Origin of the sequence: Tritonibacter litoralis, assembly GCF_009496005.1 — a bacterium.
GTDB lineage: Bacteria > Pseudomonadota > Alphaproteobacteria > Rhodobacterales > Rhodobacteraceae > Epibacterium > Epibacterium litoralis.
This window is the reverse complement of sequence record NZ_WIBF01000016.1, coordinates 1-13,691: the sequence shown is the minus strand read 5'-3', so window position 1 is coordinate 13,691 and position 13,691 is coordinate 1. Positions and strand designations below refer to the sequence as shown.

The following is a 13,691-nucleotide window of genomic DNA, read 5'->3' as shown; positions in this document are numbered from 1 at the left end:
TTGCGAAAGTATATTATCGTATGTATGCTGGACTCCGGTCATGGAGGTTCCTCAGAATGCGCCATTTACTCAAAAAACTCCTCCCCTCGGTCGCAGTCGCTTTGACCGTGACAGGTTCTTCGCTACCGATACCCGCCCGCGCGCAGACATACCCGATCGATTGCGCGATCCTCCTGTGCCTGTCTGGCGGCTGGCCTGCTTCCGTCCCTTGCGCCCGAGCCCGCGCCGAATTTATCCGGCGGATTACACCTTGGCCGGTCGAACCACCGCTGCAAATCTGGCGCTGTCCCATGGGCGCCTCCTACGAGAACGATCGGTTACAAAACGACGCTGGCCACATCTTTGAAGCCTTGTACCGAACCGACAGCCGTCGACCGCTTCAATCCTTGCCAGTAGATAATCTCGTTCCCACAGACTTCACCCTTCGGCTTGTTCAGGACCGCGCGGACATCGATATCAGCGGGCTAGAGTTCAATTTCGTGCGGTCCATCCGCGTCTTCGATGTACGGTATGCACGACAGCACGAGTCCGGGCGCGATGGGGATTGTAACCGAAGCGCGACCGTGGTCCTCGGCACCTACGGGACCCAAGGCGATTTCTCATGGCAGCGATCTTCCATAACTGCCCTGCCCGAGGCCCATGTGGGACTTGAACGTTGGGGCCAGAATTGCCCGGGTATCTATCACCGATCTGTCTTCGTCGATTGGCGTGACTATGAGGGCAACTACGGCTTCGAACAGGTGAACTACTAGCGCTGACAAAGACAGCTTTGCCATCATGCTGCGAGAATTTTAGCGTGCTGAGTTGTTCAAATACCGGCCCTTCGCTGCTTTCGGTGCGTTTGTCCGGAGAGCGGACTTTGCCGTCATTGAGTTTCTGACCTTTGCTGACGCAGCATGAATTTGCACTTGCAGCGGACTTAATTCCGCGACGCAGCACATGTCACCGGAGCGGACATTGAAGAGACGAAGAGGGATCCGAAACCGGACCTTCGCCGTCGTCAGATCGGACAATCCAGACTTGTGCCAGCGCAGCGGATGCGGATGCAGATGCAGAATGTCGAAACGGACGTGGGCAGTTGCGGCGACGAAGATACTGTAACGCGGCGAATTCTCTCTATCGGTCATTCATGCCACGCCGATGTGCGACTCCCACCTGGACCCTTCGCGGCCTCTTCCGTATCCGGCTCAATGGCTCTGTGGAATTGAGCGCCGCATCTGCGCATTTTGACCGCCCAAGGCCAAATCCTTATCCAGGCTATTTGCCGAAATCACCCGCGGCAAGGCGATAGACGTCGCGAAAGGCGTCGCCGGTCTTCGTGTTCGGATACGCGGCGGGATCACGGTGAAGGGGGATTCTCAGTTCCACTTCTCCGCCCGCATCGGACTCCACCTGCGCGTCAAGCTCTTTGAACAGATGCAGCATCTTGCGATTGTCCTCGTGAACAAGGGCAACGAAATGCGTAATCCCGTCTGACGCCGCATGACGAGCAAGCGCGCCGATCAGGATGCAACCGAGGCCAAGACCCTGATAGTCGTCGACCACCGTAACGGCGATCTCCGCCGCATCGCGCCGATCCGACAGCCGGACATAGCGCGCAATCCCTACCGGTTGTGCCGGTTCGGCGTCGATTTCCAGCGCGCCCATGGCGACGTGATCGTCGCCATGGCTTGTCGTGAAGAGGTCCAGATCGCGGTCGCTGAGCCGGCTCTTGGGAGCGAGAAACCGGAAGTAGCGTGAGGTCTGCGACACATGCTCGAAACCTATCTCCAGAAGGTGCCTGTCTTCAGGCAGCACCGGGCGGATGAGAACCCGCGCGCCGTCGCGCAGAGTCGTTTCAAACTTATCCTTGACCATGGTGCCCTCACGCAATCTTGCCCGGTCGAGCGAAAGACCGGCGAACCGCGTGGGCGATGACGGCTTCCTCATCGGTTTCGATGCGGTAAAGATCGACATTGCTGTCGAAAGTTAGGGAAGCCGTGTCTCCACGCGTGTTGGCGTCGTCGGGCATTGATTGGCCTATATGCCCGGTACGCCGCAGTCATTCGCATCCAGTTCAAGAACCGGATCATTCGGACCGCATTCTTCACCACTGACAGGATAATGTCCGGGTTCGGTACATCCGGCGAGGACGAGTGCCAGTGTTACAAGTGTGATCTGAGTTAGTCTTTTCATGGCTTTGCCTTTCCCTGGTTAGTTGCCGTGTTTTAAGTTGTCGAAATCCACCTTAATTTGGCGCACTCATCGGATTGCTGGTTGTTTGTTCTCCGGATCAATCAGGTGGACTCAATGAACTGTGGCCATGGTTACCCGGAACCGCTTTAGAGCGACGAGGAAAAACACTGCGCTCAGCGCGACCATGACAACCATGTTTGGCCAAACGATTTCCAATCCGGCGCCGCGATAGAGAATGGCCTGCGAGAAGGCGACGAAATGGGTCGACGGCGCCAGTTGCATCACGTTCTGAAGCCAGACCGGCATGCTTTCCATCGGGGTCGTGCTGCCGGACAACAGGTTCATGATGACGAGAACCGGGAGCGACAACAGGCCGAACTGCGGCATCGACGTCGTGAACGTCGCTAGAAGAATGCCAAGCCCAGTGACGGAGACGAGATAAAGCACCGCGCCGAATATAAAGAGCGGTATCGACCCCGCGATCGGAACGGCAAGTATGGTCTGCACGACAATCCAGAGCGACAGGATGGCGGCGACGACAATCGCAAGGCCGTTGGCCCAGATCTTTGCGACCATGATCTCGGACGGGGTGACGGGCATCACCAGCAAATGCTCGATCGTGCCGTGTTCGCGCTCGCGTATCAGCGCCGCTCCGGTCAACAGCACCGACAGGATGGTGATGTTGTTGATGATCTGCATAACGGAGGAAAACCAGACGGAATTCAGGTTCGGGTTGAACTTCGAGGTGACGACCAGATCAATCGGCAGCGTCGTTGCGGCATCATCTCCGGAAACGAACTTGGCGACTTCGGTGCGGATGATGTGCTGAAGGAACACCGACCCGTTGCCGGCCTGCGCCATCGCGGTGGCATCGACGTTGATCTGCACCTGGGGTTTGCGGTTGTTCAGCACGTCAGCCTCGAATGCCGGCGGAAACGACAACACGAATACGAACTGGCCGCTGTCCATGACACGTTCGACCTCGTTCGCTGCGATTTCCTGCGGCGGATTGAATTCGGGCGGCAGGATCGCACCCAGAATGCGCCCGGTCAGCGCCGAACGGTCCTGATCGACATAGGCGACAGACGCGTTCGAGACTTCGAGCTTGGCGCCGGTTGCCACTGAATAGACCGCAAAGCTGAACACATAGACGATCAGCAGGATCAGAACCGGATCGGCGCGCAGGCTGCTGAGTTCCTTGAGCCCAAGCCGGAAGACATTGGCGAGCCATTGCGTCATGTCATTTCTCCTGCTTGCTCAGGGCAAGGACTGACACGGCGATGAACAGGACGGCGAAACCCGCCAGCGCCGCGTGGTTGTGCCAGAGCTGATCAAACCCGAGGCTTTTGGTGAATGTCCCCACGCTGATCTGTTGATACCAGGCCGAAGGAAAGGCCAACCCGATCAGTCGTCCGCCACCCGAAAGCGACGAAACCGGAATCAGAAGGCCCGAGAAGTTGACCGCCGGGATAATCGAAATGACCGCGGCGGCAAAGGTTGCGGCAACCTGTGTGCGCGTGAATGTCGAGATCAGAACGCCAAAGCCCGTGGTTGCCAGAACATAGAGCAGCGTGCCGACGAAAAGCGCCGCGACCGAGCCTTTGAGCGGCACGCTGAAGACGCCATAGGACACGGCGATCAGCGTGGCAAAACTGAGCATTGCGATGACGACATAGGGCAGTTGCTTACCCAGAATGAACTCGGTCCGGGTGACAGGCGTGGATCGGAAATTGGCGATCGAACCGGTTTCCTTTTCCCGCACGACGCCCATTGCCGCCATCATGGACGGGATCAGCACCAGCATCAACATGATGACCGAGGGGATCATCGCAAAGACGCTCTTGAAGGCCTGATTGTAGCGGAACCGGGTTTCGACAGAGGCCGCCGACGGATCGAACGGACGGCCATAAAGCCGTTCTGTCTGATCGGACATGTAGGATACGGCAAGCCCCTGCAGATACCCGCGTGTGGTCTCGGCCCGGAACGGCATCGCGCCGTCGACGGCAATCCGGACTTCGGGCCTGTCACCGCGCAACAGAGATTTGCCGAACCCGGGCGGCACCTCGATCGCGACGGCCAGTTCAGAGCTTCGCATCCGGGCGTCCAGCTCGGCCGTACTGCCTGCTGCCGGTCTTTCGGCGAAGTAACGCGAGCCGGAAAAGCTCTCCAGCAGTTCACGGCTTTCCGCGCTCTGGTCACGATCAAACACCGCGTAGGTAAGATTTTGCACATCAAGCGAGATGCCATAACCGAATGTCAGCATCAGAATGATCGGGCCCAGGAACGCAAAGGTCAGCCGCATGCGGTCGCGCAGGATCTCGATCGACTCGCGCCGCGCAAAGGCCCAAAGCCGGGCGATGTCGAACGGGGGATGTGGGTCTTGCTGCCGCCCCGGCAAGGCCGTGGCCGGTGTCTGGGATGGCGCGTCGCCCGCATCGTTGCCAGCGCCACCTCCCGCTTCGCGCAGATATCCGACAAACGCTTCTTCGAGGTCGTCAGTGCCTTTGCTTCGGGCGAGCTCGTCGGGCGTTCCGATCGCAAGAACGTTGCCCGCGTGCATAAGCGATATCCGGTCGCAGCGTTCGGCCTCGTTCATGAAATGGGTCGAGACAAAGATCGTCACGCCGTCATCGCGCGACAGCTTGATCAGGTGCTGCCAGAACCCGTCCCGCGCGACCGGATCGACGCCCGAAGTCGGCTCGTCGAGGATCAGGATCTCGGGCGCGTGAATCATTGCCACCGCAAGCTGCAGGCGCTGGCGGATGCCCAGAGGCAGCCCGTCCGGCCGCTTGTCCGCGTCCTCAGCCAGATCGAAGGTGGCGAGCATTTCCGCGATCCGACCGGCGCGCGTCTCGATTGGCAACTGATAGAGCTGGGCGTGAAGCTCCAGATTTTGCCGGACCGTCAGTTCGCCATAAAGCGAAAACGCTTGCGACATGTAGCCCACGCGTTGACGGGTCGCCATGTCGTCCGGGTCCAGCGCCTCGCCAAACAGCAGCGCCTTGCCTTCGCTGGCCTTTTGCAGCCCGGTCAGCATTTTCATCGTCGTCGTTTTGCCGCAGCCGTTGGAGCCGAGAAATCCGAAGATCTCTCCCGGCTCGATCTGGAACTCGACATGATCGACGGCGGTGAAATCGCCGAAACGGCAGGTCAGCCCCTGTGCTTCGATGGCGGGTAGGCCGCTGACACTCTGGCGCGGCGGCACCACGATATCATGGTGGCCTTGACGCTCGGCCTCGGGCAGCAGGGCGATGAAGGCTTTTTCCAGGGTTGGTTGTTCGGCGGCGGTGCGAATTTCGTCGGGCGACCCGGTAGAGATGACCTTTCCCGCATTCATCGCAGTCAGCCAGTCGAAACGTTCCGCTTCCTCCATGTAGGCGGTGGCGACGATGACGCTCATCGTCGGTCGCTCTTCGCGGATGTGGTCGATCAGATCCCAGAACTGTTGCCGTGACAGCGGATCGACGCCGGTGGTGGGTTCGTCAAGGATCACCAGGTCGGGATCATGGATCAGGGCCGAGCAGAGCGAGAGCTTCTGCTTCATCCCTCCCGACAGCTTCCCGGCCGGCCGGTCCGGGAACGGATCAAGCCCGGTTGCTTTCAACAGATCGCTGATACGCGCCCGGCGCTCTGCCTCCGGCTGACCGAACAGGCGGCCGAAGAAATCGAGGTTTTCGGTGACCGACAGGGTGGGGTAAAGGTTCCGGCCCAGACCCTGAGGCATATAGGCGATGCGGTGGTTGCACGCCCTGAGATGGTCACGCGCGGTGATATCGCCGCCCAGCACGGTGGCGCCGCCGGTCTGCAGTTTTCGCACCCCCGCGATCAGCGCCAGCAGAGTCGATTTGCCGACGCCGTCCGGGCCGATCAGCCCCGCCATGCAGCCCGCCGGGATATCCAGCGTGACGTCGGACAGGGCGGACGTGGGGCCATAGCGGTGGGTGACCGCCGACAGGCTGGCGACGGGTGCGCGTGTCATTGCGGCAGCTTCACCGACAGCGTGTCGGGCCAGGGGACAGTGTCGTCGGTGCGGACATAGCCCACTCCGGCAACACCCGCCTTGGTCTGTTCCTGATATTCCTCCAGCAAATCCTCGGGGATCGTCAGCTTGACGCGGAACATCAGCTGGTCGCGCTCATCCGCGGTTTCCACCGATTTCGGCGTGAATTGGGCCGTGCTGGCGACAAAGGTGACGGTTGCCGGGATCACGTAATCCGGGATCGGATCAAGGACGATCCGCGCCTCGGACCCGATGGCAAGCAGCCCGGCGTCGCGGGCGGGCAGAAAGACGGTCATGTAAACATCCGTCAGGTCGGTCAGGGTCACGACCCTGCCGCCAGCGCCCACCACTTCGCCGGCCTTGGCAAGGATGTATTGCACGCGGCCTTCGCGCGGTGCGACCAGATCGGCATCGTTGCGGACGCTCTGCAACCGCTCGACCGAGGCATTTGCCGCGGCAATGGTGGCATCCGCCAGGTCAATGCCGGCCCGGGCGGCGGCGACGCCTGCCTCTGCGGTGGTCAGGACGGTCTTTCTGTTTTCGAGTTGTTCCTGCGTCGCATGACCGTTTGCCGCAAGCCTTTCGGTCCGGGCATGTTCCGCCCTTGCAAATTCCGCTTCCGACAGGCGCTGGTTCAGTAGCGCCTCGGCCTGCAGTTTCTGCTGCTCGGCCTGCGCGACGGCGGCCTGAGCCTGATGCAATTGGGCCTCGATCTCGACCGCGTCCATGGTTGCGACCAGATCGCCCGCGCTGATCCACTGGCCCTCGGACACCAGAACCTCTGCGATACGCCCCGGCAGCTTGGCCGCGATATCGATACGCTCGGCTTCGATCCGCCCGTTTGAGCCAGTGATACCGGCAGGGAGTCCGGCGGATTGGCTGCTCAACCAGAAGAAATAGGCCCCTCCCGATAAGGCGACGAGGACGGCGGCGATTGTGCCATAGCGCTTCCACTGCATTGGTGTTCTCCTGATCATGGGGCCTGCGAAGGGCCGGCCGGCCTTGAATACCTAGTATTGCCGCAATGCAGCGTAAAGATACGCCGCGTTGCAGAATCAACATAACGAGTATGCCCGATTGGCGGCTGCGCCGCTATGCTTGCGTTCCTATGTTTTCATCGACGCCACGACGCTTATGCCAGTTTTGATCCGAGCGATTTGATCAAGGTCAACGAACCCCGGGCGGGTGTAGGCAATAAGGTGCAATCCATTTGGAAGGAGCTCGCGTGATGGGTCATGCAATACCGAAAGCTGCCAATGTTTCCGAAGGCCTGGACGAAAGCGTCGGATCGGACAGAAATTCACCGGCCCGATCTGTTTCACCGGATTTGTCGAAGAACGCGACCGGAAGGGACCGGGTAACCGGCAACGACGCGCCGGCTTTTCTGGACCGGGCCCTGAAAGCCAGAATGGCGAAGTTTACGAAAGGGCTTTCGCCCGCGGCGCTTGCGGGTGCCTACATGGATTGGCTGGCGCATCTGACGACATCCCCGGGCAAACAGATTGAAATATCCGAAAAAGCGTTTCGCAAATGGCTGCGGCTTTCGCAATATGCCGCGACCTGCGCCATCACCAGCGACGAGACAGCCCTGTGCATCGAACCTCTGGCCCAAGACCGCCGGTTCCGGGGCGAGGCCTGGCAGAAATGGCCCTACAACCTGATCTACCAGTCTTTCCTGCTCAATCAGCAATGGTGGTACAACGTGACCACCGGCGTGCGCGGTGTCACCAGGCAGCACGAAAATGTCATGGAATTTGCCACCCGGCAAATTCTCGACATGTATTCACCGTCGAATTTTCTGGCGACCAACCCCGAGATGCAGGCCAGAACCCGCGAAGAAGGCGGGCAGAACCTTGTCCGGGGGTTTCAGGCCTGGTGCGACGATCTGGAGCGGCTGCAAACCGGCAAGCCCCCCGCCGGGGCCGAAAAATTCCGGCCCGGCCACGAGGTCGCCGCGACGCCGGGCAAGGTGGTCTATCGCAATCATCTGATCGAGCTGATCCAGTATGCGCCGACCACCGCCAAGGTCAGACCCGAACCCATTCTGATCGTGCCGGCCTGGATCATGAAATATTACATCCTCGATCTGTCGCCGGAAAACTCGATGGTGAAGTTCCTGGTCGACCAGGGCTATACGGTCTTCATGATCTCGTGGCGCAACCCGGGCGCCGAGGATCGCGATCTGGGGATGGACGAATATCGCGAGATGGGCGTCATGGATGCGGTGCGCGCGGTGCAGGGCATCGTGCCCAAGCAGAAGATCCACGGCGTCGGCTATTGCCTTGGCGGCACACTTTTGTCGATTGCCGCCGCAGCGGCCAGCCGCGACGGTGCAGACCCGTTTGCGTCGCTCAGCTATTTCGCCTCGCAGATCGATTTTACCGAACCGGGCGAATTGCAGCTTTTCATCAACGAAAGCCAGTTGACCTTCCTTGAAGACATGATGTGGGATCAGGGCTATCTGGACACAACCCAGATGTCCGGCGCGTTCCAGATGATCGGATCGGCCGATCTGATCTGGTCGCGCATCCAGCGCTCTTATCTGATGGGCGACGAACCGGCGATGTTCGACCTTCTGGCGTGGAATGCCGATGGCACCCGGATGCCCTTTCGGATGCATTCAGAATACTTGCGGTCGCTCTATCTGAACAATGAATTGACCGAAGGCAGTTTCATCGTCGAAGGCCGTCCGATTTCCGTGACCGACATCCGCGTTCCGGTGTTTTCCGTGGGAACCGTAAAGGACCACGTTGCACCTTGGCCATCGGTCTACAAGATGCATCTCTATCTCGATACCGATCTGACCTTCGTGCTGACCAGCGGCGGACACAATGCCGGCATCGTATCGGAGCCCGGCCACAAGAACCGCAGCTATCAGATTGCCACGACACGCCATGATGACCGCTATGTCGATCCCGAAAGCTGGGCGGCACAAACTCCGAAGAAGGATGGCTCGTGGTGGCTGGAATGGGTGTCCTGGCTTGGGGAACGGTCGGGGAAACCCGTGGTGCCACCGACCATGGGCAATGCCCTTGCCGTCGCGCCGGGGACCTACGTTCACCAGAAATAGGCGCGCACTGCGCAACGAAGGAAAAACAGAGATGGGCATGCTTGACGGAAAGCGCGGTCTCGTGATCGGGATCGCCAACGAAAACTCCATAGCCGCCGGATGCGCGCAGGCGTTCGCGCGTGAAGGTGCGGAACTTGCCGTTACTTACCTCAACGACAAGGCGCGGCAGTTCGTGGAACCGGTTGCCGAGACGCTGAACGCTGAAATCTTCATGCCGCTCGATGTCACCATCGACGCCGATATGGATGCGTTGTTCGGCGCGATTGCCGCCGAGTGGGGGCAGCTTGATTTCCTGCTGCACTCTGTCGCCTATTGTCCAAAGGAAGATCTGCACGGCAAGGTCGTCGATTGTTCGCGCGAGGGCTTCGGCGCGGCGATGGACATATCGGTTCACTCGTTCATGCGGCTCGCGCGCAGGGCGCGACCGCTTATGAAAACTGGCGGCTGCCTGCTGACGGTCAGCTATTACGGCGCCGAAAAGGTCGTCGACCACTACAACGTGATGGGACCGGTGAAGGCGGCGCTGGAGGCCAGCGTGAAATACATGGCGGCTGAGCTCGGGCCGGAAGGCATCCGCGTCAATGCGCTGTCGCCGGGGCCGTTGATGACGCGCGCGGCCTCTGGCATCGCGCATTTCGACACTCTCATCGACGAAGCGCGGGCGCGCGCGCCCCAGCAACGGTTGGTGACGATCGAGGATGTCGGCAACATGGCCGCCGGGCTGGTGAGCGAGTCCGCACGCAATGTGACCGGCAACATCTCGTACGTCGACGCCGGATATCACGTCATGTCCTGAACCAAAGGAGAGCAGCCATGACCATAAAGACTATCACCTGGACGCCGGACACCAGCTATCCTGCTGGCAAGGGCGCAACTGAACAACGGTTCACCGCAACCGTTGGCCTCGACAAGCTTGAAATCGACACCCATCCCTGGGGCGAGGCCGATCTGAAGATCAAAGACAAGCTGGTTGCCCATGTCGATGGCGACCATTCCGGCGGTGACGCTTTCCGCGACATCGAGACGATCGTCGAAGAAATCGAGGCTGACAGGAAAACCGAGCCAACATGAGTCAGGGACGGCTCGCTTTCCGGCCCGACGCAAAGGAACAGCCCGATGCAATACATCGAAAACAAGACGTTCGACGAAATCGAGGTTGGCGACCGCGCCGAGTTGACCCGCAAGCTGAAGTCCGAGGATATCGAGCTTTTCGCGGTGATGTCGGGCGACGTGAACCCGGCCCATGTCGACGAGGAATACGCGCGGTCTGACATATTTCATGAAGTCATCGCGCACGGCATGTGGGGTGGCGCGCTGATTTCGGCAGTTCTGGGCACCGAACTGCCCGGACCCGGCACGATCTACCTCAACCAGAACCTGAGCTTTCGCCGCCCCGTGGGGTTGGGCGATACCGTCACGGTCCGCGTGACCGTGGTGTCGAAGGATGCCGAAACCAAGCGGCTGAAGCTTGACTGTCTTTGCGTCAATCAGGACGGCGAGACCGCAATCAAGGGGCAGGCCGAAGTCATCGCGCCGTCCGAGAAAGTCCGCCGCCCCCGCGTGGTCTTGCCCGAAGTACATCTGCATGAACGCGGCGCGCGCTATCGCGACCTGATTGCGGCGACGCATGATCTGGCACCGGTGCGCACGGCTGTCGTTCATCCTTGTGGCGAACTGTCTTTGAGGGGGGCACTGGAGGCCGCAGGCCAGGGGTTGATCGTTCCAATCCTCGTGGCACCCAAGGCAAAGCTGGAAGCCGTCGCCAGTGAATGCGGCTGCAGTCTAGACGGGATCGAGATCGTGGATGTCCCGCACAGCCACGCCGCCGCCGAACGCGCGGTCGAGCTGGTTCGCAGTGGCAAGGCCGACGCGCTGATGAAAGGCAAGCTTCATACCGACGAGTTGATGGCCCCCGTAGTTGACCGCGACACGGGCCTGCGCACCGAACGCCGGATGAGCCACATCTTTGCGCTCGACGTGCCGCATTATCTCAAGCCGCTCTTCGTGACCGATGCCGCGATCAACATCTTTCCCGATCTCGAGACCAAGCGCGATATCGTGCAAAACGCCATCGATCTGACCCAGGCGCTCGGGGTCGTGCGGCCCAAGGTCGCGATCCTGTCGGCAGTGGAAACGATTTATCCAAAAATCCCGTCGACCATCGAGGCCGCCGCATTGTGCAAGATGTGGGACCGCGGCCAGATCACGGGCGGAGTGCTTGACGGCCCCTTGGCCTTCGACAACGCAGTGTCGAAATCGGCGGCGGCAGCCAAGGGCATCGTCTCCGACGTGGCAGGCGACGCCGATATCCTCGTCGTGCCCGATCTCGAGGCGGGCAACATGATCGCCAAGCAGCTGATTCACCTTGCCGGCGCCGAGGCCGCGGGGATCGTCCTTGGTGCGCGCGCGCCGATCATCCTCACCAGCCGGGCCGACGGCGTGATGTCGCGGCTCGCCTCGTCGGCAATGGCCCAGCTTTACATCCACCATGCAAAAAAGGTCGTGTCATGAGCGACGTGGTACTGGTTCTCAATGCCGGCTCGTCGAGCATCAAATTCGCCGTCTACCCGAGTGGTGCAAACGCTGTTCCTCTGATCCGCGGCAAAGTGGCTGGTGTCGGGCGCGATCCTGTCTTCTCGGCAATCCGCGCGGACGGTACCGCAATTGACATGAGCATGCTGACGAACATCGACGTCGCAGCCGATCATGAAACGTTGGTGTCGCTTCTGCTGGATTGGCTGGAACAGCATCGCGGGGACAGAAGACTTGTCGCCGTCGGGCACAGAGTCGTTCACGGTGGACGCGGATTCTCCAGGCCCGTTGTCGTCGATGACGCGGTTCTGAGCCAGCTGGAACACCTGATACAGCTCGCACCGCTGCATCAGCCGCACAACCTTGCTGCCATCCGCGCAATATCGCGGTTGCAGCCGACATTACCTCAGGTCGCTTGCTTCGACACGAGCTTTCACCGGACCCAGGACCGGCTTGCTCAACTGTTCGCCCTGCCGCGGGATATGAGTGACGAAGGAATACTCCGCTATGGCTTTCACGGGCTGTCCTATGAGTGTATCGCCAGCATTCTGCCCGATCATCTTGGGGAAAGGGCCGAGGGAAGGGTGATCGTCGCCCATCTCGGCAACGGCGCCAGTATGTGCGCGATGAAGAACCGGCAAAGTGTCGCGACAAGCATGGGGTTTACGGCGCTTGACGGGCTGTTGATGGGGCGACGCTGTGGCGCGCTGGATGCGGGCGTCGTTCTGTACCTTATGCAAAGCAAGGGGATGAACGCGACCGAGATCGAAACGCTACTCTATCGGCGCTCCGGCCTTCTTGGTGTCTCGGCGATCAGCAACAACATGCGGGATCTGGAACAAAGCGATGATCCTCGAGCCCGCGAGGCAATTGAGTTGTTTTGTTTCCGTGCGGCGAGCGTTCTTGGCGGCCTGGTCACGGCGCTCGGTGGGCTTGACGCGATCGTTTTCACGGCAGGAATTGGTGAGAATTCAGCGCAAGTTCGCAGGTTGATTTGTGACCGGCTTGTGCATCTGGGTGTTGATCTGGATCCACGCTGCAATGACGGCAACTCGCTTCGTATTAGTTCCGTACGGTCTTCCGTTGATGTGCTCGTTTTGCCAACCGATGAAGAAGCCGTCATAGCCAACGCCACGAACGAAACGGTCGCGCTCAGGTAGACGAGCAATTGGCTTCTTGCCCAGAATACACGGCCACAACCTCCCCGGGGAAGTATGTGGCGAACTTCTGCGCCTGGACTTTTTGGGGCCAGTCGCGAATAGCGGAAAACCCGCGCTGTGGAAGTTCGTGATTTCAGATTTGCTGCGGCCAGCGTGAACGACCAGTTTTCCTGCTGCGCGGCAGCAAATCTTTTTACGCTTTTGCGGCATTATTCCTGCTGCGAGCGCGCGCAGCGAGAAATTGGCACTTCTGGTGTGGGCTCCTTCGAGACCTTCGCTGCCATCAGCTCAAATGGCCGGTACGCTCGCAGACCCTTTCCATCAATATGAACTGGCGGCTGCGTGAGAATCCTATCCACTGTCACTTTTTCGAATCCGCGTGAGCGCATCGAAGTCGATTTCTTGCTTCTGTTCGTCACTTATATCCGGCCGGGTTTCCGATACCGGCTGGGGCCCTTGGACGTCCCACATCACCGCATGTGAGCCTGTACTCCAACGATAAACCCAACCAACAACACTGCACCCATCGGTCCCGATCAGATTGGCGATCGCGACGCCCTCACACCTATCATCGTTCACTGTTTGCTGACTTCCTGCACTGTGGCGCTGCGAATTGCGGCGTGGGGTTGCAGAGCGTTCACTACGACCGCGCGCCGGACTTCGTTGATTTTGGCTAACTGGTCCTCGATGAGGGAATGATCATCGGACCGGGAAAATGGGTTCCCGTGTTCTCAACAATTCATTTGGTTCAAAT

General features: G+C 59.9%; 12 protein-coding genes. 6 read left to right on the top strand and 6 right to left on the bottom strand.

Annotated features, from left to right (window positions below; translation table 11 throughout):
* Positions 1–56 precede the first annotated feature (56 nt).
* On the top strand, positions 57–752 hold the full coding sequence (locus tag GFB49_RS18735) for a hypothetical protein (protein ID WP_246149798.1): 696 nt from the start codon (positions 57–59) through the stop codon (positions 750–752).
* A gap of 39 nt (positions 753–791) precedes the next feature.
* Here GFB49_RS18735 and GFB49_RS18730 read toward each other — a convergent pair whose 3' ends face one another.
* The 6 genes from GFB49_RS18730 to GFB49_RS18710 all read right to left on the bottom strand — a co-directional run bounded on the left by GFB49_RS18730 (position 792) and on the right by GFB49_RS18710 (position 7,134).
* Positions 792–1,127 (bottom strand): hypothetical protein, encoded by a 336-nt coding sequence (locus GFB49_RS18730; RefSeq protein ID WP_153217516.1) that lies wholly within the window; start codon positions 1,125–1,127, stop codon positions 792–794.
* Between the two features lie 130 nt (positions 1,128–1,257).
* On the bottom strand, positions 1,258–1,857 hold the full coding sequence (locus tag GFB49_RS18725) for a GNAT family N-acetyltransferase (RefSeq protein ID WP_194269405.1): 600 nt from the start codon (positions 1,855–1,857) through the stop codon (positions 1,258–1,260).
* Positions 1,858–1,864: 7 nt separating this feature from the next.
* Positions 1,865–2,011: a hypothetical protein gene (locus GFB49_RS21065; protein ID WP_194269404.1), complete on the bottom strand. Its 147-nt coding sequence runs from the start codon at positions 2,009–2,011 to the stop codon at positions 1,865–1,867.
* A 275-nt stretch (positions 2,012–2,286) separates the two neighbouring features.
* Positions 2,287–3,414, bottom strand: coding sequence for an ABC transporter permease (locus GFB49_RS18720; RefSeq protein WP_153217512.1), 1,128 nt, complete (start codon positions 3,412–3,414; stop codon positions 2,287–2,289).
* Position 3,415: 1 nt separating this feature from the next.
* Positions 3,416–6,154, bottom strand: coding sequence for a ribosome-associated ATPase/putative transporter RbbA (rbbA, locus tag GFB49_RS18715; protein ID WP_153217510.1), 2,739 nt, complete (start codon positions 6,152–6,154; stop codon positions 3,416–3,418).
* Positions 6,151–7,134 carry an HlyD family secretion protein gene (locus GFB49_RS18710; protein WP_194269403.1) on the bottom strand — a complete coding sequence of 328 codons (984 nt, stop codon included), beginning with the start codon at positions 7,132–7,134 and terminating at the stop codon, positions 6,151–6,153. Before GFB49_RS18710 ends, rbbA begins: the two co-directional genes overlap by 4 nt.
* A 368-nt stretch (positions 7,135–7,502) precedes the next feature.
* On the opposite strand from GFB49_RS18710, the gene GFB49_RS18705 reads away from it, so the two are divergent.
* Genes GFB49_RS18705 through GFB49_RS18685 form a run of 5 tightly spaced genes read left to right on the top strand, consistent with a single transcriptional unit; the run spans position 7,503 to position 12,937 of the window.
* Entirely contained in the window at positions 7,503–9,245 is a 1,743-nt protein-coding gene (locus GFB49_RS18705; RefSeq protein ID WP_343032641.1) for a PHA/PHB synthase family protein, read from the top strand.
* A gap of 37 nt (positions 9,246–9,282) precedes the next feature.
* Positions 9,283–10,041 carry an enoyl-ACP reductase FabI gene (gene fabI / locus GFB49_RS18700; protein ID WP_214644986.1) on the top strand — a complete coding sequence of 253 codons (759 nt, stop codon included), beginning with the start codon at positions 9,283–9,285 and terminating at the stop codon, positions 10,039–10,041.
* Positions 10,042–10,058: 17 nt separating this feature from the next.
* Positions 10,059–10,316, top strand: coding sequence for a hypothetical protein (locus tag GFB49_RS18695; protein ID WP_153217503.1), 258 nt, complete (start codon positions 10,059–10,061; stop codon positions 10,314–10,316).
* A 45-nt stretch (positions 10,317–10,361) separates the two neighbouring features.
* The gene (locus tag GFB49_RS18690) at positions 10,362–11,756 is read left to right on the top strand and encodes a bifunctional enoyl-CoA hydratase/phosphate acetyltransferase (RefSeq protein ID WP_153217501.1); all 1,395 of its coding nucleotides are present in this window, start codon (positions 10,362–10,364) and stop codon (positions 11,754–11,756) included.
* Positions 11,753–12,937, top strand: coding sequence for an acetate/propionate family kinase (locus tag GFB49_RS18685; RefSeq protein WP_153217499.1), 1,185 nt, complete (start codon positions 11,753–11,755; stop codon positions 12,935–12,937). The genes GFB49_RS18690 and GFB49_RS18685 overlap by 4 nt, the downstream gene beginning before the upstream one ends.
* The last annotated feature ends 754 nt before the right edge of the window (positions 12,938–13,691 follow it).